Here is a 25,364-nt window from a genome sequence, read left to right as displayed (position 1 = left end):
GGAGGCAGCATGTCCGCGTCGGAGACCGAAGCGCAGTCGCCGTCCCCCTTGTCGATGCGCGATCTGCTCGCCTCCTGCGAGGCGGCCAACGCCGTGTCCACACCACCGCGTGCTCCCGAGCCGGAACCCACCACGGTGGCCGGGGTACCCGAGGAAGAGCGGGACGCCGCGTAATCCGTACGGGCTAACATCCGGCCGGTCGCACCGAGGGCCCGCGACGCCGCTCGGGTGGTTGGTGCGGGTGTGCCTCGTGAAGGTGCACCCACCTCACCCGGATGCTCCTCACCCGGATGCTCCTCACCCGGATGCTCCTCATCCGGATGGGCTTCACGAGGTGTACGGAGGTCACGTGCGCTTGCCCGCGCGGAGGCGGCCGTGTGAGCCGCACACGAGGCCGTGGGCGAAGCTACGGCACGACGACGATCTTCGTGCCGTAGGTCGCGAGGGGCCACATCGCGTTTCCGTCAGCGCGCTTCATCCGGATACCGCCGGTCTTCTGCTGCAGGTCGGGGCTCGACATCGAGTTGTCCGTAGCGGCACTGAACCCGACTGTCACCCCGTTGACGCTCGCGAACCGCACCACGTGCTCGACCGGCACCCCGTCGGAGCCCACCGTGCTGCCTGTGCGTGAAGTCACCTGATATGTGCCCGGCGACGGATTGACCGCGCTCGGCATCACCTGGAAGGACCGCACCCCGGTTCCGGTGTTACTCACCAGCCACACGCGCTTCGCCCTGAGCGAGTACACGACGCGGGACCCTGATCCCGAGTGCGCCGGCACCGCGCGGCTGTTCGGTTTACCCGGCTTCGTGGGGGCGCCCGACGGGCCGGCCGAGGCGGACGCCGAAGACGAAGGCTTGGGGGCCGCGAGGCTGTCAGGGGCGTTCGCTGAGGCCTGATAGGCGAGGAAGCCGACCACGGCAAGGGCTGCCCCGGTGAGCCCGGCCACGATTCCCGAGCTGCTCCTTGACACCTGAGGCTCCCCATTTCTCGTACGTACGAATTCCCGGTGACGTTAGCAGCAGCGGGCTGACGGGGCTGGGCGCCGTGCCCCCGCCGCGGGAGCCGTAGGCTGTTTGTGTGCTCCTGCTCGCCGTTGATACCGCCACGCCCGCCGTCACTGCCGCCCTCCACGACGGGACATCTGTCGTTGCCCAGTCCAGTCGGACCGACGCCCGCCGTCACGGGGAACTGCTGCTGCCTGCCATCGATCATGTCCTCACCGAAGCGGGGCTGAAACCGAACGCCGTCACCGGCATCGTCGTCGGCGTCGGACCGGGGCCGTACACGGGGCTGCGTGTCGGCATCGTGACGGCCGCCACCCTCGGTTCGGCGCTTGGCGTCCCCGTGTACGGCCTGTGCACGCTGGACGGTCTCGCGTACGCGTCCGGGCTCGAAGGCCCCTTCGTCGTCGCGACGGACGCACGGCGCAAGGAGGTCTACTGGGCTCGGTACGACGGAATCCGGGCCCGGCTCGGCGAGCCTGCCGTGGACCGGCCCGCGGACATCGCCGCACAGGTCGCGGGGGTACCCGCGGTGGGGGCCGGTGCGCTCCTCTATCCCGACACCTTTCCCGACGCGCGAGCCCCTGAACATGTGGCGGCCGGGGCACTCGCTGCACTGGCGGCCGAGAAGCTGGCGCGGGCATCCGCTGCCGGGCTTTGGCTGCCCGGCCCGGGAGGGGACGTTGCCGACGGAACAGACTCCGGAGGAGCGAGCCCCGAGGGGGCGAGTGCCGGCGGAGCCGGTACCGAACGGGATGAAGCGCTGGCCGCTGCGGGGTTCCTTCCGGTTGCGCCGCTCTACCTGCGGCGCCCCGACGCGCAGGTGCCCAAGAACTACAAGGTGGTCACCCCGCAGTGACGGCCGTGCTGCGCGAGATGCGCTGGTGGGATATTTCGCCCGTGCTGGAGCTGGAACACGAGCTGTTTCCTGATGATGCCTGGTCCGAGGGCATGTTCTGGTCCGAGCTGGCTCACGCGCGGGGGCCGGCCGCGACCCGCCGGTACGTGGTCGCGGAGACGGCCGACCAGATCGTCGGCTACGCGGGCCTTGCAGCTGTCGGTGGCACGGGCGACGTACAGACCATCGCTTCCGCCCGGGATCACTGGGGCACCGGTCTCGGGGCGGAACTCCTGAGTGATCTGTTGAAGCACGCCACGGCGTTCGAATGCGCCGAGATCCTCCTCGAAGTACGCGTCGACAACATCCGTGCCCAGAAACTCTACGAACGCTTCGGCTTCGAGCCCATCGGCTTCCGCCGGGGGTATTACCAGCCGGGCAACGTGGACGCGCTCGTCATGCGCCTCGAACTGCGCCCGGAAATGGGCCTCGCACAAGGAACTGAGATCCATGGCTGACGAACCTCTCGTACTCGGCATCGAGACCTCCTGCGACGAGACAGGAGTCGGCATCGTCCGCGGCACGACGCTGCTTGCCGACGCCGTCGCGTCGAGCGTCGACACGCATGCCCGCTTCGGCGGAGTGGTGCCGGAGATCGCTTCGCGAGCACACCTGGAAGCTATGGTCCCGACCATCGAACGCGCTCTGAAGGAAGCTGGGGTGGCGGCGCGGGATCTCGACGGCATCGCCGTGACGGCAGGACCCGGTCTCGCGGGGGCATTGCTCGTCGGTGTATCGGCGGCGAAGGCGTACGCATACGTCCTTGGTAAGCCTCTGTACGGCGTCAATCATCTGGCCTCCCACATCTGTGTTGACCAACTGGAGCACGGTCCGCTGCCCGAGCCGACCATGGCGCTGCTCGTGTCCGGCGGGCATTCGTCACTGTTGCTCGCGCCCGACATCACTTCGGACGTCCGGCCCTTGGGCGCGACGATTGATGACGCAGCCGGCGAGGCCTTCGACAAGGTGGCGCGGGTACTGAACCTCGGCTTCCCGGGTGGCCCGGTCATCGACCGACTGGCGCGGGAGGGAGACCCGGCGGCGATCGCGTTTCCGCGCGGGCTGACGGGGTCGCGTGACGCGGCTTACGACTTCTCGTTTTCCGGACTCAAGACATCAGTGGCGCGCTGGATCGAGGCGAAGCGTGCGGCCGGAGAGGAGGTCCCGGTGCGCGACGTGGCGGCATCGTTCCAGGAGGCGGTCGTCGACGTACTCACCCGCAAGGCTGTCCGAGCCTGTAAGGACGAGGGCGTCGACCACCTGATGATCGGTGGTGGTGTTGCCGCCAACTCCAGGTTGCGTGCACTCGCCGAGGAACGGTGTGAGCGGGCCGGTATCCGGCTGAGGGTGCCCCGCCCCGGTCTGTGCACAGACAACGGCGCGATGGTCGCGGCGCTCGGGGCGGAAATGGTGGCGCGGAACAGGACGGCATCGGACTGGGATCTTTCTGCCGACTCGTCGTTGCCGGTGACGGAGCCGCATGTGCCCGGCATCACGCGGGGCTCCGGGATGACGCCGGGGCATGTCCACGCGGACGGTGAAGGGCACAGCCAGGTAGGTGACCATGGGCATGAGGGCAGGCCCGAGCACGATCATGATCACGTACATGAAATCAGCAAGGGCAACCTCTACTCATGACCGTCGCGTTGATGTGGGAGGCCCGAGCGGCCGCCGGCCGGGGTGCTGAGTTGATGGAGTGGGCTCAGACCCAGGTGCAGGTCCTCACGGTGGGGACGGCAGATTCGGGGGGTGCACGGGGCCCATTGCGCTGTGAGTTTCTGCGGGCTCCTGAGGACCGGGTACTGGTCCTCACCTGGTGGGACGCTCCGTACGAGGCGGATTTGCCCGAACTACCCGAGCCCGATGCCGGTTTGACCACGCGGGCAGTACACAGGTGGCGCTTTGAATCGGTCGAGGTGAAGTAGACCTGCCCCGTAGGTGTGTGGTGCGGCCCGTATTGGTGCCTGGCCGCGGCGAAGCACCTGGGCTTACGGTCATGCGCTGCCGGAGTCCGGTGGAGGGCTCGGTGGATCGTCTGAGCCGGTCGTTGGCGCCGTGTCTGTTTCTGGTGGTGAGCCGGCCGCGGTGCGGGCAGTAGCCGCCGCTGACCGGTGCCCTTGTTATTCGCCATAGTTTCGCGGCGCATTGAGATAGATGTGGCCCGTCGGGCTGACCCAGGTGGTGATCCCGGTGATTGAGTCCCGTGTGACGGTCCAGTTGGCGCGATGTTTCATCAGATGATGGCGACGGCAGATCGGGATGAGATTCTCCGGGACCGTTTTCCCGCCCGACTCGGGATGGTCGTGGTCGAACTTCTTGATGTGGTCGAGGTCGCATCGCTGGGCGGGCATTCGGCAGGAAGGGAAGGCGCACTGCTGGTCCCGGGCGATGACATGGCGTTCAGCTTCAGCTGTGGGGCGATAGGTGGTGGGGTCGGTCTTGATGAGCAGACCTGTCTTCGGATGGGTGATCAAGCGGCGCCAGATCGTTCCCTCGGCGAAGGCGACGGTGCGGGCCTGTGTGGCTGTGATGGGACCGTAGCCCTTGAGTTCTGCCGGATCCTCGCTCGCGCCGATCAGCACGTCGAGGGGCACGGTCACGTGGACGAGTGCTGTGGCGGCGGTTGGCTGCGCAGAGGTGCCTGTTCGGGGCGTTTCGAGTTCCGTGGGCACATGGGAACCGGCCTGCAGGAAAGGTCGGTTGAGAATGAGATCGGCAAGAGCATCTACCCGGCGCTGGCTGAGCGTGCGGTCGTCCACGGGCAGGACCGCGGCATGGGTGTCCACTGCTTGGTCGAAGCGTGCGCCCAACTCCGCAGGCACCGTGGCGCCCCAGGTGACCATTCCGTCGTCCTGCGGATAGCGGACGATCTCCCGCTCCTTCATCCGCAGTTCCAACCGCTGCTGGTAACCATCCGGGTCTGCCTTGATCACCTGTCGGCGGAGTGCTCGGGAACTCTGGCCGGTGGCCTGGGTCGGCATCTTTGTCACCATGGCCGTCTCGACCCGGGCGGCTGCCTCCGGTCCCAGGACACGGCAGGCGTTGGCCAGGTTCCTGGCCTGCATGTAGCAGATCTCTCCGCCCTCGAGCAGGCCGAGCGTGTTGGTGAACTGGCCGGCCAGTTCTTTGGCGACCTGGAGTCTGTCGGCAGCGGTGGTGTTGCTGATCCGAAGGGCACAGGCCACCTCTTCGGCCGCGTAGTCCCCGTGGTTCAGGAGCCGGGTATCGGCATCGTGTTCGCCGGAGGGAAGTGTTGTCTCAGCGTGTACTGCGATGTCCGACAGCAGTTGGACTTGCCGGGCCGCGAACCAAGCCGCGTGGCGCTCCAGCACGGCCAGTGCGTCGATGCGTCCGCGCGGTGACAGCTTCTCTGATCCCAGGACTCCGAGAAGTGCAGCGGTCTGAGCGGATGGAGTTGTCTCGCGAAGGTGGGCAGCCCAGTCGTCCGGAGTCCTGGGGATGGGGGAGTCGGTGGCGGAAGGCTTGGGGCCGGGTGGCCTCAGTGGTGGCAGCGACGCACTGGGCGGGCTGGAGGCCTTGGACGGTGTTGAAGAGGCGGGGAGCCGGAGCCCGGATTCCTGGTCGGGCCCGGACTTCCGGGCAGGCATGGACTTCCGATCAGGCCGGGATTCCTTGTCTGGCCGAGAACTCCTGTCGTCCCTGTTCGGCCCGTTCGGCTCATTCGCCAAGCCGAACGGCTTGAACGGGTTGAGCGCATCGAAAGGGCCGAGTGGATTGAAAGGAACGCGTGGCCCGAAAAGCTTGGACGGAGCATGTTGCGCTGCCCCGCCCCGAACTGCGCTCCGGAGTGTGTGGATCGCTTGAGCAGGCTGCCTGGCTCCTGTTGCTCGGTTTCGTGGATCAGTCTGGACGGTCATGGCCCGCACCCCCGTGATTGGCCTCGACTCTCGCCATTCCTTAGGCGAGTCACCTGCCTATCGTTGCTCACTCTCTGTAGTTACGCCAGGTTGTGGGGCGTTTTCACCCTTACGAATGGCAGATCCGGAAGGCGGAACTCAACATGTCGACTCCGCCCGCAGATGTGCAGCTCCGTCCCGCGCGACCCAGCGGCCTGCCAGGGCTCGTCAGGTCTGCGAGGTGCGGATACGCAGGGAACAGGTGTGCGCGGCGGCCGGATGGCACGCACAGACCGGCACGCAAGTACGGACGGGCCGGAACACGCAGTGTGGAGGCTCTCGAGCCCCTGGTTCCCACCCGGTTTGCCACGTCGATCGCTAAACTGTGGCGCCATGTCCTCCACGCCGCCCGACCTGGACTTGAACCCCGCCCGCCGGATTGTCTTCGCTCAGCAGGTGCAGAGCGCGCTCGGGGCCCAGTGCCCTGGTTCGGTGGCGGCGTTGCGTGGCTCGCTCGCCCGGGGTACGGCGGACATGTACAGCGACATCGATCTTGCCTGGACAGTGCCTGACGCGGAGTTCGACGCCTGTGTGGCTGCCGTCGGAGACTGTCTGGGGGCGGTACGGGTGGTGGCGTCGCTGCGCAGTGATCCGGCTTTTCATCAGTCGCCCGACCGGCGACTGATGTTCGTCGCCTTCCGGGACATGCCGCTGTTCTGGCGTCTGGACCTGGAGGTCACGACAGCATCGACCGAGCAGATCGGCCAGGTGGGGCAGATCGGCCAGGCCAGGCAGACCTGTCGCACCGGCGCATCCGTACTGCCGGTGTCAGGCCCGGTGTCGGGCCCGACACCGGCGCCACTCGAGTCTTGGGGTGGACGCCAGCCGCAGGACAGTGTCAGTCCAAGGACAGCTGAGACCCCCCGGTGGTCTCTCGCGGCCAGCGCGCTCGCCAATGCGGTGGCTGTCGTCAAGGCGGTGCTGCGTGGGCAGCCGGATGTGGCAACGGGACTGTTGGAGCGCGGCCTGCAGCGCGTGGGTGCGAGCGGGGTGGCGAGCGGCCGGTGGCGGGAGGATGTCGTACGGCTCGCTGACGCATCCGCCCAGTACGAGCCTGCGCAGCGCCCCCTCGCCCTGCAGATCAAACGACTTGCGGCTGAACTGCTGCGGGAGTGACCGCCCGGTCCTCGTGCCAGCCGAGTCTGTCCCTGTGACAGGTTCTCGCACCCGGTCCAGGCGCCACCGGTCCCGAGTCCCCGTCAGCCGCCTGACGTCTCCGGCTCCGTGCCGGGATGTCAGGAGCAGCTTGTTCCGTAAGCCGGCACCTTCCCGTCCAGCAGGTAGGCGTTCGCCGTGCCGTCGATGCACGCGCTGCCGTTCCCGTACGAGCAGTGTCCCTCGCCGCCCTTCCAGCTGACCAGCACCCCGACGCCCCTCCCGAGCCGCCGTGCCATCGCCTCGGCCCCGCCGTACGGGGTGGCCGGATCGCCCGTGTTGCCGATGACCAGGATGGGTGGGGCCCCCTTTGCCCTGACATCCATGTGCTTCATGGCTCCCTTGACGGGCCAGTACGTGCACTGGTTCAGCGCCCACGCGAACTGAGCGCCGAACAATGGCGACGCCTTGCGATAGGCGGGCAGTTGGCGCTCGATCTCGGCTTTCTGCACCGGAACGCCGAAGTCGGCGCAGGTGGTGGCGGCGAAGACGTTACTGCTGTTCGAGTAGTGCCCTTTGGTGTCGCGGCCCGTCATGTTGTCGGCCATCGCCAGCAGGGCCGTGGGGTTGTGCGTACGGAGGTATTCGGCAACCGCGCGTGACATCAGCGGCCAGCCGGACTCCGGTGAGTACAGCGCGCCCTCGATCGCTGTCAGCGCGAGCGATTCGTTGAGTGTGCGCCCTCCTGCCGCGGCTGCAGGGTGTTTGTCCAGACCGGCCACGAGGTCGATGAGTACCTTCTCGACCTCCGCGGGTGTCGAGCGGTGCAGCGGACAGACGTAAGTGGCCGCAACGCAGGAGCGCGCGAAGTGGTCCAGAGCCAGCTGAAAGCCCTTGAGCTGGTAGAGCGCACCTTGTCTGAAGTCCAGGTCCGGGTGCATGACGCCGTCCAGTACGGCCCGGCCCACCTTCTGCGGGAAGAGGTGGGCATAGGTCGCGCCCAGCTCCGTACCGTAGGAGAACCCGTAGTAGTTCAGCTTTTTGTCACCCACCGCTGCCCGGATCCGGTCCAGGTCCCTGGCCACACTGGTGGTCGTCAGATACGGCAGGAGAGGGCCGGACTTCTTCGCGCACTGCGCCGCGAAGTTCTGCGTGGCGTCCATCCACGTCCGGGCCTCTGCGGGAGTGTCGGGTGTGGAGTCGGCGGCATTGAGCGTGTCGGTGTCCCGATCGGCGAGGCAACTGACGGGCGCGCTGTTGCCGACGCCGCGCGGGTCGAAACTCACCAGGTCGTAGCGGGTGTTGAGTTTGGCGAACGTGGGGGTGAAGGCGGGGAGCGTGTCGACTCCCGAACCGCCGGGGCCGCCGAAGTTGTAGATCAGCGAACCGATGCGCTTGCCGGGGCCCGTGGCGCGATGCCGGATCAGCGCCAGTGGAATCGTCTTCCCTCCCGGTTTGGCGTAGTCGAGAGGGACGTTCAGGGTGGCGCAGGTCCAGCCGGTGCCGGGGGCCCTGCCTCCGCCTTGAGCCTGAGACGGGGCAGGGCACGCGGCCCACGTCGGCCGGCCTGGAGTCCGGCGTTCCGCGGCGGAAGTCGGCGGAGCGGCAGCCGGCCTGGTGAGGGCCGTCGGGGTGGTGGCCGACGGGGTGGCAGCGGGAGGGGCCGGGACAGCGGCGAACGCGGGGCCGCCAAGCAGCAGGGAAGTGGCGGCTGCGCATCCCAGGGCGCGAACGGCGGCTCTGCGAGGGGCTCCGAGCCGCTCCTGCCGGGACGGTTCGCCGGGCGGCGTACCGAGTGCGGGGCCGGGTGGCATAGGGAGCGCAGCGCCGGACGGTGCACGGAGCGGGGCAGCGGGCTGCGAAGGATGCGACGAACGGTGCGACAAACGCGCCGACAGGCGCGACGGCTTACGAGGCGTCATGTTGATCATCCTCTGACGGCCCGTCGGATCGCGCCTCGCGCAAGGGCCGTACGGGGGACCGGCCGCCAACCGGTCGCGGTTCCGACTCCCCGGCGCCCCTCCACACACAGCCGCAGTCGCACGCGCGGGCGAGAGGAAACCGGCGAGAGGTAGCCAGGAGCAGGCACACCCAGCCGATGGACCACCGAGGGGTGCAGCCACGCAACCGCCGACGGGTCAGTCAGGTGCCTGGCCACACACCCGGCCTACGGCGTCATCCGGCGGTACACCCTCCAAGCCCGCCCATGCAGCCACGCCGTCATGCAGCCACGCCGTCATACAGCCACGCCGTCATGCAGCCACGCCGTCATGCTTCATGAAGCCACGCCGTCACCCAGCGCCGCACCCCACCCCCTCAGCAACCGGCCAAGTACCCCAACCTCTGATTGGTGCTCGGCCTACGGCTCCCTGAGGTCGTACGCGTAACCTTGGGACCGGAACACACGCGCCGGGGGAAGGGGCAGCAAGTGAGCTGGTTCTGGTGGGTATTCATCTTCTTCATGGTCGGCGGCTTCGGCTGGATCGCCGATACGGGCCGTACCGCGCTGCGCACTCGTCATGAGCGCAGGATGGAGCGGCTGCAGACGGCCGAACGGGAGCGCAGGGAGCTCGAGGCGGCGCACAAACCGCCCGAGCCAGTTTGCGGCTGCACGCATCACCTCGCCAAGCACGACCGGCACGGTAAGTGTCACGAGACCGTAGAGGTGCCGACGGCCTGGGACGAGAACAAGAAGCCGCTGAGCTTCGAGCCCGGGGTGTGCAACTGCCAGCAGTACGTGGGGCCGCAACCACTGTCCCAGGTGTACGCGGACGAGCTGACGGACCTGGCCTGAAGCAGTTGTCGGGGGTCTGCCCTATGGGGAGTCGAGGCGGGCCGGAGACGGAGGGCGGGGAGAGGGAGAAGAACCGGCTGCCTGGCCGTCAGGTCCATAGGGCCCGTCAGGAGCGGGGGGTCGCCTGCGGGGTGACGGCGGGCTGACCGATCAGCATGGTGGGCGCGCCGGCGACGCGGGTGAGGATCACAGTGGCCGCGTTCGGCCCCTGCGGTTTCACTCTGCGTCGCACCTCTTCCGGTTCGACCGCCGAGCCCCGCTTCTTGACGGTGAGGTTCCCGACCTTCCGTTCACGCAGCAGGGCCTTCAATTTTTTCAGGCCGAAGGGGAGCTCGTCCGTGATCTCGTAGGCAGTCGCGTACGGGGTGGGCTGCAGGTCGTCCGCCGTGATGTAAGCGATGGTCTCGTCGATCAGCCCGCCACCGAGTTCTTCGGCGACCTCGGCGACGAGGTGGGCGCGAATGACGGCGCCATCCGGTTCGTACAGATACCTTCCCAGCGCGCGAACCGCGGGGTCAGGGAGTCCTCGGCCGGTGAGCGTGGCTCCCGAAGGGAGCAGGGTGGCACGGCGCAGGCCTGGGTCCGTGCCGAACCAGAGCACCGCTTCCTTTACATCACCGCCGTCGGAGATCCACTCGCCCTCGGCGCTGCTCGGGATCATCTCGTGGGGGATACCGGGGGCAATCTTGATGGCCCCCGTCTTGACGACTCCTGTCTTGATGGCTGTCACGCCAGTGGTTCCCGCTGGCCCTGGTGACTGGTCGGACGCTGGACGCCCGGTCACCGCGCCAGTCGCCCAGGACAGCGGGGGCGAGTACGCCTCAGGGTTGAAGATCCGGCCTCGCCCGCCCCGCCGTGCCGGGTCGACGAAGACAGCGTCGTACGGGTCCGTGTCAACATCCGCCACATCAGCGCACCGCACCTCGATCAGATCGCTGAGCCCGAGGGCGTCCGCGTTGGCTCGTACGACTTCGGCCGTCAGCGGATCGCGGTCGACCGCCAGTACGGAGATCCCGGCGCGGGCAAGTGCCAGAGCGTCCCCGCCGATGCCGCAGCACAGATCAGCGACGCTGCGGACACCCAGCGCGGCGAAGCGGCCGGCGCGGTATTCGGCGACGGATTTACGGGTGGACTGCTCCACTCCGTTGGGCGTGAAGAACATCCGGTACGCGTCGTCGGCGCCGAATTTCGGCACGGCCCGTTGCCGAAGCCGTGCCTGGGCGAGGGCGGCGGATACCAGCTCGGTGGGGTGGGAACGGCGCAACCGGGTGGCGACGGCCAGCTCCTGCGCGGGGTCGTACCCCCGCAGGGACTCGAGCAGGGCGGGGCCCTCATCGGTGAACAGTGCGGTGAAGGCGTCGAGATCGGTCACCTGTCCATTGTCGGGGATCGGGACGGGCGATCCGGTGTGGCCCGGGGCGACCCGGTACGGGCGGCCCCCGGCGACGGTGATCAGGTGCCGCTGTTCAGGCGTCGGCGACCCGGCTGGGTGGTTACAGCTTGGGCCGCAGTCCGGCGGAGCCCCGTTCTTATGGCCGTCGCGAGGCCGTCAGTGGCTGGACAAGGAGTCGTCAGAGGTGGAGACGGGAAATCGTCACGAGGCCGGCAGGGACTCGTCACGAAGCCGGCGGGGGACTCGTCACGAGGCTGCCGGGGAGTCATGCAGGAGCGCGGCAGGAGGTCGATCGGGATGACGACATGGGCAGGCACATTGGCACTCCGCTTGACCGAGTGCTAACTGCCGTCCTAGTCTCAGTTCTGGCACTCCCCACGGGAGAGTGCCAAATATGGCGACGGGCCGGTCCGGCACCCGCGACGACGGATCCATCCGGTCGCCACTCAGACAGTTCACCCCGTGAGATCTCCGAAGGGGGAGACCGGATCGTGTCGACAACCAGCTCCAAGGTTGCCATTAAGCCGCTCGAGGACCGCATTGTGGTCCAGCCGCTCGACGCCGAGCAGACCACGGCCTCCGGCCTGGTCATTCCGGACACCGCCAAGGAGAAGCCCCAGGAGGGCGTCGTCCTGGCCGTGGGCCCGGGCCGCTTCGAGAACGGCGAGCGTCTTCCGCTCGACGTCAAGGCCGACGATGTCGTGCTGTACAGCAAGTACGGCGGGACTGAGGTGAAGTACAACGGCGAGGAGTACCTCGTCCTCTCGGCTCGCGACGTTCTCGCGATCGTCGAGAAGTAATTCACCGACGCATTTCTTGATCTGCGCCCCTGGCCCCGCATCTGCTGTGTTCGCACACCGAGTGGCGGGCGCTGGGGGCGCAGTTCGTTTTTGAGAGGACTGAATCAGCTCCATGGCGAAGATCCTGAAGTTCGACGAGGACGCCCGTCGCGCCCTTGAGCGCGGCGTCAACAAGCTTGCCGACACGGTCAAGGTGACGATCGGCCCCAAGGGCCGCAACGTCGTCATCGACAAGAAGTTCGGTGCCCCCACCATCACCAACGACGGTGTCACGATCGCCCGTGAGGTCGAGCTCGACGACCCGTACGAGAACCTCGGTGCGCAGCTGGTGAAGGAGGTGGCGACCAAGACCAACGACATCGCGGGTGACGGCACCACCACCGCCACCGTGCTGGCTCAGGCGCTGGTCCGCGAGGGTCTGCGCAACGTCGCCGCCGGTGCGTCCCCCGCCTCCCTGAAGAAGGGCATCGACGCCGCGGTCAAGGCTGTGTCCGAGGAGCTCCTCGCGACCGCCCGCCCGATCGATGACAAGTCGGACATCGCTGCTGTCGCCGGTCTCTCCGCGCAGGACAAGCAGGTCGGCGAGCTCATTGCCGAGGCGATGGACAAGGTCGGCAAGGACGGTGTCATCACCGTCGAGGAGTCCAACACCTTCGGTCTGGACCTGGACTTCACCGAGGGCATGGCCTTCGACAAGGGCTACCTCTCGCCGTACATGGTGACCGACCAGGAGCGCATGGAGGCCGTCCTCGACGACCCGTACATCCTGATCCACCAGGGCAAGATCGGTTCGATCCAGGACCTGCTGCCGCTCCTTGAGAAGGTCATCCAGGCCGGCAGCTCCAAGCCGCTGCTGATCATCGCCGAGGACGTCGAGGGCGAGGCCCTGTCGACCCTGGTCGTGAACAAGATCCGCGGCACCTTCAACGCGGTCGCGGTCAAGGCCCCCGGCTTCGGCGACCGCCGCAAGGCGATGCTCGGCGACATGGCCACCCTCACCGGTGCCACCGTCATCGCCGAGGAGGTCGGCCTCAAGCTCGACCAGGCTGGTCTCGACGTGCTGGGCACCGCCCGCCGCGTGACCATCACGAAGGACGACACCGTCATCGTCGACGGCGGTGGCAAGTCCGACGAGGTCCAGGGCCGCGTCAACCAGATCAAGGCCGAGATCGAGTCCACGGACTCCGACTGGGACCGCGAGAAGCTCCAGGAGCGCCTCGCGAAGCTGGCCGGCGGCGTGTGCGTGATCCGTGTCGGTGCCGCAACCGAGGTGGAGCTCAAGGAGAAGAAGCACCGTCTGGAGGACGCCATCTCCGCGACCCGCGCTGCGGTCGAGGAGGGCATCGTCTCCGGTGGCGGCTCCGCTCTGGTGCACGCCGTCAAGGTGCTCGAGGGCAACCTGGGCAAGACGGGCGACGAGGCGACCGGTGTCGCAGTCGTCCGCCGCGCCGCCGTCGAGCCGCTGCGCTGGATCGCCGAGAACGCCGGCCTCGAGGGCTACGTCATCACCTCGAAGGTCGCCGAGCTCGACAAGGGCAACGGTTTCAACGCCGCAACCGGTGAGTACGGCGACCTGGTGAAGGCCGGCGTCATCGACCCGGTCAAGGTCACCCGTTCCGCGCTGGAGAACGCCGCTTCCATTGCTTCCCTGCTGCTCACGACCGAGACCCTGGTCGTCGAGAAGCCGGCGGAGGAGGAGCCCGAGGCGGGCCACGGCCACGGTCACTCGCACTGAGGCTGACACCTGGCAGTGAGGCTGTCACCTCGTACTGAGGCTGTCAGTTTCACTGAGGCTGGCACATCGCACGCCTGAGGCCCGGCACCCCTTCGAAGGGGTGCCGGGCCTCAGCGGTTTGGAGTAGGGCCGGAGCCCGGGTGTTCACATACGGGTCCGTTCGGGAGTGCTCGGCGGCTAGGCCGAGTGCGTCAGGTCCGACGGAAGCACCGGATCCGCGAAGGCCTGTCCCGACGCGTACCGTTCAAGCTCGTCCAGCGCCTGGTCCGCCATCCGGTGCAGCTCGCCGCCGAGTGAACCCGCGATATGCGGCGTCAGCAGGACATTCGGCAGGTCGTAGAGGGGCGACCCCGCACAGGGGGTCTCGGGGTCGGTGACGTCGAGGACCGCGTACAGCCGCCCGGCTGCCAGCTCCGGGACCAGGGCTGCCTCATCGACCAGCGAGCCGCGGGCGGTGTTGATCAGCGTCGCTCCGTCCCGCATCGCGGCCAGCTGACGGGCCCCGATCATGTGCAGGGTGGAGGGAAGCTGCGGAGCGTGAACCGTGACGATGTCGCTGCGCGCGCAGAGTTCGTCCAGCGGTACCGACTCCACGCCCAGCGCGGTGGCCTCGCCCGCATCGATGTACGGGTCGTACAGCAGGACCCTCAGATCGAAGGGGCGCAGCAGTTCGATCACCCGGCGGCCGATCCGGGAGGCCCCCACTATGCCGACCGTGCGGCGATAGTTGCCCGCGCCGTCCAGCGGGTCCCGCCATTCGAGGTCACCGCGCTTCGCCCGGTACCGGGACGCGGACTCCAGGACGCGCTTGTTGGTGAGCAGGATCGTGGCGAGGGTGTATTCGGCCACGGGCAGGGCATTGGCTGCGGCGGCCGAGGTGACGGTGATGCCACGCTCCCAGCAAGCCTCCGTGATGTGGTGCTTGACCGAACCCGCCGCATGGACGACGGCCCGCAGGCGCGGCGCGGAGTCCAGGATGCGCGCGGTGAGTGGTGTCGCGCCCCAGCAGGTGAAGAGAACTTCGGCCTCGGCGAGAGCCGCGGTGATATCGGCTGTGGGCCTGGCCAGGTCGTGAGCGATTAGGCGGCTGTCCGTACGCGCAAGGGCGTTGAGCCGGACGTGATGCCGCTCGGCGAGAAGACGCTCCGCAATGCCTGGAGCCATCGCAAGCAGGACGCCCGGCCGATTGTCAGTGGCGTGGTGCATGGTGGTCCCAGTGCTCCTTCTCGGTTGCTCCGGGCTCGATGGCGCCGGGCTCGGCTGCGCCGGCATCGGCACTCTGGTTCTGTCTCGGGGCAGTTGGGTTCGAGGTGGTCGGGTTCACGCCGAGCAGGCCTATGGGGGGTGAGTCCATGGCCGGCGGACGCAGGGATGGCGGATCCATGCCTGACGGGTCCATGCCTGACGGGCGGACGGTAGCTGTTCTGAGGGCAGTTGTTCGGGCGGTAACCATTCGGCCGGTAACCGGTCGGGTGCTGACTGGTCGCGCGCTGATCGGGCGGGTGGTAGTCGCTGGGGTGCCGATCGGGCTCGGGTAGGCCCGTTCCCCGTGGGTGCGGCCCGCGTAGCCCTGGTCCGAGTGGGCACGGTCCACGCGGGCTCCGGCCGTGACAATCACCGCGGCCAGGACGGCCGGCGGCTCTGCGCCGGTGGTCATTTGACGCTTCCGGCAGTCAGGCCGGCTTTCCAGTGCCGCTGGAGGGAGACGAAAGCGACGATGAGAGGGATGACCGCGAGGAGGGACCCGGTGACGACGAGCGGATAGAAGCTCGGCTCGCTATGGGTGTTGGTGTTCCACGAGTACAGACCGAGGCTCAAGGGGAAGAGATCACGGTCCGAGAGCATGACCAGGGGGAGGAAGAAGTTGTTCCAGATCGCCGTGAACTGGAAGAGGAAGATCGTCACGAACCCCGGCATCATCATGGGCATACCGATGGACCAGAAGGTCCTCAGCTCACCGGCCCCGTCGATACGGGCTGCCTCCAGTGCCTCATTCGGGATGTAGCCGGCGCTGAACACCCTGGCGAGGTAGACGCCGAATGGGTTGACCAGGACAGGGATCAGCACCGACCAGTAGGTGTTGACGATGCCGATCTTGCTGGCCAGCAGATACATCGGCAGGGCGAGCGCGGTGGTGGGTACCAGCACGCCCAGGAGCACGAGCCCGAAAAGCTTCTCCTTGCCACGGAATTCGTACTTGTCGAAGGCGTATCCAGCGGCCACACAGATCAGTGAGCAGAGGACGGCGCCCACGCCTGCGTAGAGCAAGCTGTTCCCGTACCAGCGGAAGTAGACGCCGCCACCGTAGGAGGCCAGCTCGGAGAGGTTGTGGCCGAGGCTGAAGCCTTTGAAGGAAAACGCGTTGCCCGAGAGCAGCCCGCCGGTGTCCTTGGTCGATGCGGTGACCAGCCAGATGAGCGGAAAGAGCATGTACACGACGGCGAGGACGAGTGCGCCGTTGACAGCGGTCTTCGAGAGCCAGCGGTTCTTCGGTGCCGGACGGGGGCTCATGCGTTCTTCCCCCTGCGGCCGGTGAAGCGGGTGACGACGAACGACAGCAGCGCTGCGGCGAGAGCCAGGAGCACGGAGGCGGAGGCCGCGAGCCCGTAGTCGTTGCGCGAGAAGGCGGCGGTGTACGCGTACATGTTCGGTGTCCAGGTGGAGGAGACGGCGGACCCGGCGCCACTGTTGAGGATCAACGGCTCGGTGAACAGCTGGAGCGAGCCGATGACGGTGAACAGCGCGACCATCACGACGGAGGCACGGATCAGCGGGAGTTTGATGCTGATGGCGGTGCGCCAGCCGCCGGCGCCGTCCACAGTGGCCGCTTCGAGGACCGAGCGGTCGATGGCCTGCAGCGCGGCGTAGAAGATCACCATGTTGTAGCCGAGCCACTCCCACAGAGCGATGTTGACGATGGAGGGGAGAGCACCCGAAGAGGAGAAGAAGTTGAAGCCGATGCCGCCCGAGTGCATCGCGGCGACCACCGGACTCAGTCCGGGTGTGTAGAGGTACACCCAGATCAGAGCCGCGATGATGCCGGGAACGGCATGCGGCAGGAAGAGCGCGAGCTGGAAGAAGCGCTTGGCGCGGGCCAGCGCGGAATCCAGCAGCAGCGCGAGTGCGAGGGCTCCGCAGACCATCAGGGGGATGTAGATGACGCAGTATCCGAGGAGTACGCCGAAGCCGTCGCGAAAGGCCCTGTCACCCAGCGCCGCCGCATAGTTGTCGAGACCCGAGAACACGGACTCGGTGCCGCCGAACCCCAGCCCCGACTGTTTCTCGGTGAAGAGGCTGAGCCAGACCGCGTATCCGATCGGCACCAGCATCACAGCGGTGAACAGGACGTAGAACGGGGTCAGCAGGATCGCGGCGGCGCGGGTGCGGGCCTTCATACCGGTCAGCCCTCGACCTTCAGTCCGCGCCTCTTCAGTTCCTTGACGGTCGCGTCATGGCCGGCTTTGACCGACCCGGCAATCGTTGTGCCGCCGCCGGCGACCTTGCCGAACTGATCCTTGATCGTGGTGTTCGTGGTGCCGGTTGCCGGACCCCAGGTCCAGCCGGGCTTGATCGAGGCAGCTGCGGTGCCGAACAGCTGGTAGATGTCCTGGCCGCCGTAGAACGAGGCGTTGAAGGCCTTCTTCGCCGCGGGCAGCAGCTCGGTCGCGGCCGGGTAGGCGCTCGACGTTCCCGAAGCGATACGGGCCTTGATGCCGTCCTGAGTAGTCGACATCCACTTGGCGAACTCGACTGCGGCGTCAGCGTGCTTGCTGTCCTTGGTCACAGCCCAGGTGGACCCGCCGAGCATGCCGCTGGCGGCCTTTCCGCCCCAGGTGGGCATCGGGGCGATGGCCCACTTGCCGTTCTGCTCGGGCAGCGTGGACTTCAGGACCCCGGCACCCCAGGCGGCGCCGAGGTAGCCGATGGTGCCACCGTTCTTCAGGGAGTTGGTCCACTCCGGGCTGAAGGATGCCTGGGAGCGGATCAGGTCGTCCTTGATCAGGCCCTGCCAGTAGTCGGCGACCTTGTTGGTGGCCGAGTCCGTGGTGTTGACCTTCCAGGTGTCGCCCGACGCCTTGAACCACTGAGCGCCGGCCTGCCAGGCCATCGCCTCGAAGGTGGTCGGGTCGTCCGGGAAGAAGGTACCGATCCGCGCCTTCTTGTCGGCCTTCTTGACCTTCTCCGCGGCCTTGCGGAAGTCGTCCCAGGTCTTGGGTACCGCGACTCCGTACTTGGCGAAGAGGTCCTTGCGGTAGTAGAAGGCCTGCGGTGAAGCATCGAACGGGACGGCCCAGTTCTTGCCGCCCAGAGTGGTCTGCTCGACGGCCTGTGGCAGGAACTGCTTCTTCACGTCGTCGGTCATGTACTTGCTGATGTCCTGGAGCGCGCCCTGGCTGACGTACTCAGGCAGCTGTGGGTACTCGATGGAGACCAGGTCCGGGGCGTTGCCCGCCTTGACCGCGTTGGAGATCTTGGCGTAGCCGCCGGCGTTGCCGGACGGGATCTCCTCGTACTTCACGTGGATGTTCTTGTGGGAGGCGTTGAACGCGTCCACGGTCTCCTTGGAACCCTTGGCCCAGCCCCAGAACGTGATGGCCACGGGCTTGCCGTCCGTTCCCTTCGCGGAGTCGTCGCCGCTGCTGCCGCAGGCCGTGAGGACGGCCAGGGCAGTGGCGGCGCCGGCTATGGAAAGGGTCGTTCTGCTCCAACTGCGGCTCACAGCGAGACTCCTGAGCTAGCGGCGACATTGACGTTGGCCGTGATCCTTGGCCTCACAATGACCGAAGTCAAGAGCGAAAGATTGAATGATCGAAAAAAGATCAGAGCGTTATCGAATCCGAACGAGCAGAGACCGCAGCGGCCCCGCGGGAATCCGCGCCGCTGTCCTGTCCCGCGGCTGTCCCGCAGCTGCCCTGCCGCCGTCCGCCCCGGCTGCCCCTTTGCCCCCGGCGCGTTCGCCCGGCGGGCGGCCCCGACGAGCGCTCCCGGCGAGCACTGCCCGTGAGCTCTAACGAGGTGCGGCCGCCCCGCAGGACACCCGTACGTGAAGCCTGGGGAGCAGCGCCAGATGCTGGCCCGGCTCCTCCTGCTCCCGGCGCCCGAGGGGCCGGCCGCGCGGCCCTGTGCTCAGCCGTTCGACCAGCAGGCGGGTCCCGTACAGCCCGACCTGGCGCTTCGGGGGAGCCACCGCGGTGAGCGGTGTGTCCGCCAGGGCGGCCACCTCATCGTCATAGGCAACCAGGGCCAGATCCTCCGGCACGCGTACGCCCAACTCGGCCAGACGCTGCACCAGATGGATGGCGTCCACGTCGTTGTGGACCAGTGCCGCCGTCACGCCCCCCGTGGTCACCGCGGCTTGAACAGCTCGTACGGCCTCTTCGAAGCGGCCTCGGTCGAGTTCGGCCGGCACTGAATCGATCACGGGGCGTGGCTGCTCGAGGCCCAGGGCGCCCAGCGCCTCGTCGTATCCCGCCCGTACCGCGAGCGCAGTCGGGCTGTCCGCGCGCGCGACGAGCAGAGGCGTCCCGTGCCCGAGGCGGATCAGGTGGCGCACGGCCAGCAGCACACCGTGCCGGTGATCGGAGCAGACCCGGTCCATGTCGTCGAGAGGGCTGCCCGGAGCCGGCTGCCGCTCCAGGAGCACGGCAGGCACTGACAGCTCCGACATCCAGTCGCCGTAAGCCGCCTGGTCACCGGCGGCCTGCCACCCCGGTGCGATCAGCAGCCCCTCGGCGCCGGCAGCGAGCAGGCCCTCCGTGCGGGCCTTGTCCTCCTCGGGCCGGTAGTCGGAGATCCGCAGGATGAGTCGTGCGCCTGCTTGCGCGGCCGCGTCGTGCGCGCCTCTGATCACCTCGGCGAAGTAGTAGGTCGCAGAGGGGGCCAGCAGCCCGAGAACCAGGCCGCCACCGCCGGGCGGCGATCCCGGCCCGGCTGCCGCAACCGCGGACCGCGGCCAGGAGACCGAGCCGTGCACGCGATCGAGCAGTCCGCGCTGCGCCAGAGCCTCGACGTCCCGTCGGACCGTGACGGTGGAGACGCCGAGCTCCGCGGCGAGGTCTGAGACGCGGGACGACCCCTGCTCCCGTACGAGATCCAGTAGTCGGTCATGGCGTTCGTCGGCACTCTCGCGCACGGCGGCGATTCCCCTCGCGGTCTGATGGCTCTGTGGTGACTGGTGTGTGGCAGCTGGTGGACGTGTGGCCGGGTGGTCGAGCGTCCGAGTGTCCGGGCGCGTGACGACCGGCAGGTGTGGTGTTCGACCGGTCCGGTGAGTGGCCGGCTGGGTGCCGGGTGGCGGCCGGTCGCGGTCCGCTCGGGCACGGTCGGTGGGGGCGGGGGCGGACCTTACGGTCAGACCTTAATGCAAATTGATCGAACGATGGGAGTTTCGATCATTCGTTACTTCTGTGTTGACGTTCGATCATTCGCGGGTTCAAAATTCCGGGCGACGCCGAAGTACGCCTCCGGGGAGCCTCATGCTGAGCCCTGTTCTGTCGAGCCTGGTCGGCCTGCCCGGCCCGTACACCGGTTGGGCTAGTGCCGACTGGGAAGCGGCAGCCGACGGACTGCTGCCGACCGTGCGTCCGTACGCATCGTCCCGTCATGGTCTGGTCAACCTCCCTGGCCGTCGGCCCAGTTGGTCGGGCCCGCGCTCCGACGGCCTCGAAGGGTACGCCCGCACCTGGCTCCTTGCCGCCTTCCGGGTCGCAGGTGCGGAAGGCCATGATCCACACTGTTTCCTCCCGCGCTTCGCTGAGGGACTCACGGTGGGGAGGTCTCCGGCTTCGTGGGCGGCGGGCCCCGGCAACGCGGATCGCCGACACCGGATGCCGGTCACTCCGCAGGCCTGCGCCAAATCCGCGACCGTCACGCTCGGTCTGCGCCTGACGCGCCCCTGGCTGCGGGACACCCCGGGCGACCACACGCAGCAGCAGGCCGACGGTTGGCTGCTTCCGGCGCTCGGCCCGTCACCCGTGGACAACAACTGGTGGCTCTTCGGCCTCACTGTCGCCGTTTTCCCGCAGGACGCGGGAATTGAGACCGAAAGTACGCGACAGCCGATCGATCACGCGCTGGAACGTATCGAGGAGTGGAGGCTCGGGGAGGGCTGGTACAACGACGGCCCCAACCGTCCCTTCGACCACTGCAACGCCTGGGCGATGCACTTCTACCCGGTCCTGCACACCCATCTCGGCAGGGACGAGAAGCTGCCCGCCCGGTACGGGCGTCGGCTGCGTGCCCATCTCGACGCGTACACGCGGATGTTCGGCGCGGACGATGCGTCCATCCCCCGGAGCCCGGTGACTCCTCCGGCCACCGGGCCGGAAGGGGTGGCATCCATTACCGCACCGCTTCCCAGCGTCCGGATCGTCTCCACCGCTCCGGTCCACAGCCGGGCGGAAGCCCGTGCGCACTCGGTCGTCGGAGCGGACGTGGGGACCCAGGTACGTCAGAGCGGCTGGGCCGTCGCGGCAGCCAGCAAATCCGGCCTGGTCGGCCCATTCGACCTGGTCGTCCCATTTGGCCTGGTCGGCCGATCCGGCTTGGTCGGCCGACCAAGCCTGGTCAGCACGTTCGGCCCGAGATTCGGCCCCGTCTGTGGATTCGACACGGTCAAGGAGATCGGTGCCGCCGGCGCGACCGGCCCCTCCGATGTACCTGACGTCTACAGCGCGTTCGGCAACCCCACTGCTGCCACTGCCGCCCCCCAGCGCTTCCGTGGCAACCGCCCCAGGGATCTCTGCCCCGCCCGGCGGCGCAGGACCCGCTGCCACCGTCCTGAGTGCTCAGCTCCACCCTCCACGGCTACGGCTACGGCTAACGGCTACGGCGAAGCGGAAGCCCGCCTACTCATCGACGGCCCGACCCCTGTTCGGTCCGAGTTCGCAGGTCCTCGTCCTCGACGGTTTCATCACCGAAGCCGAGTCGCTGTTCGTGAGTCCCGCCTCCTCACCGGTGAATCTGCCGCCGAGCCCGCCGAGCCCGCCGAGCCCGCCGAGCCCGCTGAGTTCGCCGCGTCCCTCGTGGACATCCGTGTCATCCGTCCCCGAACGATCCACGTGACCTGGCAGGACGGCGCCACCGCCGTACCCCACCCTCCCGGAGGAACGATGAGACACCGCCTTGCGTACTTTGCGCACACTTCCCCGACCACCGCGTCCCTCACCGGCCTTGTCGCGACCGCCCTGGTGGCGACCGGCCTCGCTGTGACCGGACTGACAGCTTCCCCCGCCCAGGCGGCCCCCCACCCCGGAGCCACCTTCCACGTCGACTGCTCGGCCGCACGCGCAACCGCACCCCTGCCCACGACCGGACCCGCCGCCTCCGCCCGCAACGACGGCTCGGCGCGCCACCCCTGGGTCACCCTCGCCCAGGCCAACGCACACACCTATGCGCCCGGCGACCGTCTCCTCTTCAAACGAGGTACGACGTGCACAGGTTCCCTGACGCCGAAGGGATCCGGCTCGGCCCGCGCCCCCTTCACCATCGCCGATTACGGGCCGGGTAAGGGACGCGCACGGATCGATGGTGCGGGCGCCCACGACGCAGTACTGCTCTCCAACACCCAGTACGTCCGCCTGGCCGGGCTGGAGATCACCAATGCCGCGGACCCCGGCAGTGAGCGCAACGCCGTCCGGCTCCGCCTCACCGACTACGGCACCGCTCACGGATTCGAGATCGACCACCTGTACATCCACGACGTCCGTGGTGGTGACGCCAAGACACTCACCGGCTCCAGCGCCATCCACATCGACGTCGAGGGCACGGCGAAGGCCAGTAGTTACGACGGGCTGGACATTCACCACAACCGCATCGAGAACGTCGACCGCGAGGGCATCTACTTCAAGTCGACGTTCTCCAAGCGTGATCTGGTGGGCCAGCAGCAGGACCCCAACGTCTATCCCGGCGCCTGGACCCCGTCCACCGGCGTCCGTGTTCACGACAACACCCTGAAGTCCATCGGCGGCGACGGGATGAAACTGGACACCACGAGCGGCGCCGTGGTGGAGCGCAACCGGGTCGACGGGTTCCAGCTGCGTTCACCCTCCGCCAACGCCGGTATCTGGACGTTCAACACCGACGACACGCTGATCCAGCACAACGAGGTCTCGGGCGGGGGAAACAGCCACGACGGCATGTCCTTCGACGCCGACGGCGCATCCAGCCACACCGTCTTCCAGTACAACTACAGTCACGACAACAAGGGCGGCTTCCTGCTGGTCTGTCCCTACAGCGGGGCGAAGACCATCGACACGGTCGCCCGGTACAACGTGAGCGACAACGACTCCACCCGGCTGCTCCAGAACTGCGCGGGCCCCATCCTCAACACCCAGATCTACAACAACTCCTTCTCCAACAAGCAGACGACCCCCGGGTTTCTGGTCCAGGACGACAACAACAGCCCCGCCACCACCCAGCACGAGCAGCACATCCGCAACAACATCTTCGTGAGCGGGGGCACCGGCGGCTACGGCTTCTCCAACCCGACGCCGGGCCTGGACCTCGACCACAACGTCTTCCACGGAATCGACCTGACGCGCCCCAACCCGGGAGGGCTCACGTCCGACCCGCTGCTGCGAGGCGATTTCCGTCTGGCGGAGGGCTCACCCGCCATCGGCGCAGGAACCGTGATCCCTGACAACGGCGGAAGGGACTACTTCGGCAACAAGGTGAAGCCGGGTGATCCCAACATCGGCGCCTACGCAGGGACGGGCGTCCACCGCTGAGCGGGACGCCCACCCCTGATCAGGATCCGCCGGTGCCCAAGTCCAGGACAGCTCCAGCCCTGCAGCCCAGCCCTGCAGCCCAGCCCTGCAGCCCAGCCCTGCAGCCCAGCCCTGCAGGGCTGGACAGCGGCTGTCCTGGCTATGTACTGATCCGGGCTGTCTCGACCGGCACCGACGACTGAGGAGTGCACCGGTTGGCTGGGCCGAACAGCTGCTGCACCTGTCGCAACCGCCTTCGACAACATGACAGCAGAAGCTCACGCGGCACCGGATACCCACGCGTCTGCCCCAGCCCGCCCAACAGCCGCAGCCACCTGACAGCTGCAGTAGACGACAGCCGCAGCCACCCGACAGCCGCAGCAGACGACGCGACTACTGAGGGCCGTACTTGCGGCCTGTCTTGGACGTGATGCCTCCGAGCAGGCCGCGAGGTGCCAGCTTCACCGCGCCCATCAGCGCCTTGTAACGGGGGTCGGGAATCGACAGTGACTTTCCGCGCGAGAGATCGGCGAGCGCGGCCGTCACCAACTTGTCGGCGTCCAGCCACATCCACCCGGGGATGTTGTCCGTTCCCATGCCCGCCCGCTCGTGGAATTCCGTACGAACAAAACCCGGGCACAGCGCCATCAGCCGTACCCCTGAGCCGGCCAGGTCCCTGGCAGCGCCCTGAGTGAACTGCACGACCCACGCCTTCGAAGCGCCGTACGTCCCGCGGGGCAGGAACGCCGCCACCGACGCCACATTGACGACTCCGCCACGTCCCCGTGCCCGCATCCCGGGCACCACAGCCGAGGTCAGCCGCAGCACTGCCTCACAGTGAACCTTGAGCATGGTCAGTTCGTCGGCCATCGGGACATCGAGGAACTGGCCCTTGTTCCCGAAGCCGGCGTTGTTGACCAGCAGGTCGATCGCGTTCCGTGAGTCCGTGAGGCGCTTCTCCACGAGGGCGATGCCGTCGTCGGTGCCGAGATCCGCGGGCAGCACCTCGGCTTCGATGCCGTGTCGGTCGTGCAGCTCGGTCGCCTGCTCCTGCAACCGTTCCGTATTGCGTGCCACCAGAACGAGGTTGTGGCCCTCCGTGGCCAGTCGCCGCGCGAAAGCGGCTCCGATTCCCGCTGTCGCGCCCGTGATCAGTGCTGTCGTCATGGGCGGAACGTTAGTGCCCCACCAGGCCGCCGCGGCGATGCGCGTCCGGCCGTCCACGCGGCTGTCGCCGCGCCCGCGCACGCGACGTTCACCACTCCGGAAGGGCAAGCGGTCCGTTCTCCGGACCGTCAGTCCGAACTTCCATGCTTGTCCGTGTATTCACGGGCCACGGTCAGCAGCCCCGACTCCATCCACTCCGCCGCCACCAGGGTGCGGGGCAGCAACGTGCGTTCGAGCGTCGCCGCGCGGAAGAGCAGTGCCACCGTGATGTCGTGCTCCGGCCTGCGTACGACCTCCACGGGGTCGCCCGCGCTGAAAGCGCCCGGCCGGATCACCCGCAGCAACGCCCCGGGAGCCCCGGCCAGAGTGAAGCGCTTGACCCAGCCCTGTTCGCCCACGTGCCCCTGGAACGTACGGCAGGGAATGCGGCCGCCCGTGACTTCGAGTACGACGTCGGGGCCGACACGCCACCGCTCACCGATGAGAGCACCGCTCACATCGACGCCACTGGTGGTGAGATTCTCGGCGAAGGAGCCATCGGCGAGCGGGCGGCCCAGATCCCGCTCCCACGCGTCGAGGTCCTCGCGGGCGAAGGCGTACACCGCGCGGTCGTTGCCGCCGTGGAAGCGCAAATCACAGACCGCGTCCCCCTCGACCCCGCTCGCGCCCACGCCCTTGGGGCCCGGCTGGAAAACACGTACGGGGCCGTCGACCGGCCGCTTGTCGACGCCGGTCCGCCCGCCCTCGGCGTCCGTGTACTCGGCGGCCCTGGCGCGCCCCACATTCACTGACAGGAGTCTCATGAAGAAAGGCTAGAGGGCCGCTGCCGCATCGCTGTCATAGCCACCATGCGA

At 67.9% G+C, this 25,364-nt stretch carries 21 protein-coding genes; 10 read left to right on the top strand and 11 right to left on the bottom strand.

The window, feature by feature from the left end; all coding sequences use genetic code 11:
- Positions 1–9: 9 nt before the first annotated feature.
- The gene (locus OG584_RS13110; RefSeq protein WP_405778030.1) at positions 10–174 is read left to right on the top strand and encodes a hypothetical protein; all 165 of its coding nucleotides are present in this window, start codon (positions 10–12) and stop codon (positions 172–174) included.
- 232 nt (positions 175–406) lie between these two features.
- Here OG584_RS13110 and OG584_RS13105 read toward each other — a convergent pair whose 3' ends face one another.
- Positions 407–952: a hypothetical protein gene (locus OG584_RS13105; protein WP_405784039.1), complete on the bottom strand. Its 546-nt coding sequence runs from the start codon at positions 950–952 to the stop codon at positions 407–409.
- Positions 953–1,080: 128 nt separating this feature from the next.
- Here OG584_RS13105 and tsaB point away from each other — a divergent pair, with 128 nt between their 5' ends.
- The 4 genes from tsaB to OG584_RS13085 are packed head-to-tail and all read left to right on the top strand — an operon-like array spanning position 1,081 to position 3,827.
- The gene (gene tsaB / locus OG584_RS13100) at positions 1,081–1,863 is read left to right on the top strand and encodes a tRNA (adenosine(37)-N6)-threonylcarbamoyltransferase complex dimerization subunit type 1 TsaB (protein ID WP_405778029.1); all 783 of its coding nucleotides are present in this window, start codon (positions 1,081–1,083) and stop codon (positions 1,861–1,863) included.
- Positions 1,864–1,880: 17 nt separating this feature from the next.
- Positions 1,881–2,360 carry a ribosomal protein S18-alanine N-acetyltransferase gene (rimI, locus tag OG584_RS13095; protein ID WP_405784037.1) on the top strand — a complete coding sequence of 160 codons (480 nt, stop codon included), beginning with the start codon at positions 1,881–1,883 and terminating at the stop codon, positions 2,358–2,360.
- Complete coding sequence (gene tsaD, locus OG584_RS13090; RefSeq protein WP_405778028.1) at positions 2,353–3,540, top strand: tRNA (adenosine(37)-N6)-threonylcarbamoyltransferase complex transferase subunit TsaD; 1,188 nt, start codon at positions 2,353–2,355, stop codon at positions 3,538–3,540. Before rimI ends, tsaD begins: the two co-directional genes overlap by 8 nt.
- Positions 3,537–3,827, top strand: coding sequence for a hypothetical protein (locus OG584_RS13085; protein ID WP_405778027.1), 291 nt, complete (start codon positions 3,537–3,539; stop codon positions 3,825–3,827). Before tsaD ends, OG584_RS13085 begins: the two co-directional genes overlap by 4 nt.
- 195 nt (positions 3,828–4,022) lie before the next feature.
- Here the strand turns inward: OG584_RS13085 and OG584_RS13080 are convergent, their stop codons facing one another.
- Complete coding sequence (locus OG584_RS13080) at positions 4,023–5,234, bottom strand: DUF222 domain-containing protein (protein WP_405778026.1); 1,212 nt, start codon at positions 5,232–5,234, stop codon at positions 4,023–4,025.
- A 918-nt stretch (positions 5,235–6,152) separates the two neighbouring features.
- On the opposite strand from OG584_RS13080, the gene OG584_RS13075 reads away from it, so the two are divergent.
- The gene (locus OG584_RS13075; protein WP_405778025.1) at positions 6,153–6,935 is read left to right on the top strand and encodes a hypothetical protein; all 783 of its coding nucleotides are present in this window, start codon (positions 6,153–6,155) and stop codon (positions 6,933–6,935) included.
- 119 nt (positions 6,936–7,054) lie between these two features.
- Here the strand turns inward: OG584_RS13075 and OG584_RS13070 are convergent, their stop codons facing one another.
- Complete coding sequence (locus tag OG584_RS13070; protein ID WP_405778024.1) at positions 7,055–8,728, bottom strand: alpha/beta hydrolase; 1,674 nt, start codon at positions 8,726–8,728, stop codon at positions 7,055–7,057.
- A 614-nt stretch (positions 8,729–9,342) separates the two neighbouring features.
- Here OG584_RS13070 and OG584_RS13065 point away from each other — a divergent pair.
- Positions 9,343–9,708 carry a hypothetical protein gene (locus OG584_RS13065; protein WP_405778023.1) on the top strand — a complete coding sequence of 122 codons (366 nt, stop codon included), beginning with the start codon at positions 9,343–9,345 and terminating at the stop codon, positions 9,706–9,708.
- A 106-nt stretch (positions 9,709–9,814) separates the two neighbouring features.
- Here the strand turns inward: OG584_RS13065 and OG584_RS13060 are convergent, their stop codons facing one another.
- The gene (locus OG584_RS13060; RefSeq protein ID WP_405778022.1) at positions 9,815–11,080 is read right to left on the bottom strand and encodes a THUMP-like domain-containing protein; all 1,266 of its coding nucleotides are present in this window, start codon (positions 11,078–11,080) and stop codon (positions 9,815–9,817) included.
- Positions 11,081–11,592: 512 nt separating this feature from the next.
- Here OG584_RS13060 and groES point away from each other — a divergent pair.
- Together groES and groL are read left to right on the top strand one after the other, a co-directional pair.
- Positions 11,593–11,901, top strand: coding sequence for a co-chaperone GroES (groES, locus tag OG584_RS13055; protein ID WP_405778021.1), 309 nt, complete (start codon positions 11,593–11,595; stop codon positions 11,899–11,901).
- 112 nt (positions 11,902–12,013) lie between these two features.
- Positions 12,014–13,636: a chaperonin GroEL gene (gene groL / locus OG584_RS13050; RefSeq protein ID WP_405778020.1), complete on the top strand. Its 1,623-nt coding sequence runs from the start codon at positions 12,014–12,016 to the stop codon at positions 13,634–13,636.
- Positions 13,637–13,813: 177 nt separating this feature from the next.
- Here the strand turns inward: groL and OG584_RS13045 are convergent, their stop codons facing one another.
- The 5 genes from OG584_RS13045 to OG584_RS13025 all read right to left on the bottom strand — a co-directional run bounded on the left by OG584_RS13045 (position 13,814) and on the right by OG584_RS13025 (position 19,769).
- Positions 13,814–14,842: a hydroxyacid dehydrogenase gene (locus OG584_RS13045; RefSeq protein WP_405778019.1), complete on the bottom strand. Its 1,029-nt coding sequence runs from the start codon at positions 14,840–14,842 to the stop codon at positions 13,814–13,816.
- 447 nt (positions 14,843–15,289) lie between these two features.
- Positions 15,290–16,147 carry a carbohydrate ABC transporter permease gene (locus tag OG584_RS13040; RefSeq protein ID WP_405778018.1) on the bottom strand — a complete coding sequence of 286 codons (858 nt, stop codon included), beginning with the start codon at positions 16,145–16,147 and terminating at the stop codon, positions 15,290–15,292.
- On the bottom strand, positions 16,144–17,031 hold the full coding sequence (locus OG584_RS13035) for a carbohydrate ABC transporter permease (protein WP_405778017.1): 888 nt from the start codon (positions 17,029–17,031) through the stop codon (positions 16,144–16,146). The genes OG584_RS13040 and OG584_RS13035 overlap by 4 nt, the downstream gene beginning before the upstream one ends.
- Positions 17,032–17,036: 5 nt before the next feature.
- Positions 17,037–18,356, bottom strand: a complete 1,320-nt coding sequence (locus OG584_RS13030) for an ABC transporter substrate-binding protein (RefSeq protein WP_405778016.1) — start codon at positions 18,354–18,356, stop codon at positions 17,037–17,039.
- A 288-nt stretch (positions 18,357–18,644) separates the two neighbouring features.
- Entirely contained in the window at positions 18,645–19,769 is a 1,125-nt protein-coding gene (locus tag OG584_RS13025) for a substrate-binding domain-containing protein (RefSeq protein WP_405778015.1), read from the bottom strand.
- Positions 19,770–20,112: 343 nt separating this feature from the next.
- Between OG584_RS13025 and OG584_RS13020 the strand changes: the two genes are divergently transcribed.
- A complete protein-coding gene (locus OG584_RS13020) occupies positions 20,113–23,364 on the top strand; it encodes a DUF2264 domain-containing protein (RefSeq protein ID WP_405778014.1) in 3,252 nt (1,083 codons plus the stop codon).
- Between the two features lie 372 nt (positions 23,365–23,736).
- Here the strand turns inward: OG584_RS13020 and OG584_RS13015 are convergent, their stop codons facing one another.
- Positions 23,737–24,510, bottom strand: coding sequence for an SDR family NAD(P)-dependent oxidoreductase (locus OG584_RS13015; RefSeq protein WP_405778013.1), 774 nt, complete (start codon positions 24,508–24,510; stop codon positions 23,737–23,739).
- A gap of 128 nt (positions 24,511–24,638) precedes the next feature.
- Positions 24,639–25,313, bottom strand: a complete 675-nt coding sequence (locus OG584_RS13010) for an MOSC domain-containing protein (RefSeq protein WP_405778012.1) — start codon at positions 25,311–25,313, stop codon at positions 24,639–24,641.
- Positions 25,314–25,364: the final 51 nt, after the last annotated feature.

The sequence above is a fragment of the Streptomyces sp. NBC_00859 genome (assembly GCF_045161865.1).
GTDB lineage: Bacteria > Actinomycetota > Actinomycetes > Streptomycetales > Streptomycetaceae > Streptomyces.
This window is presented reverse-complemented; position numbering and strand designations above follow the sequence as displayed.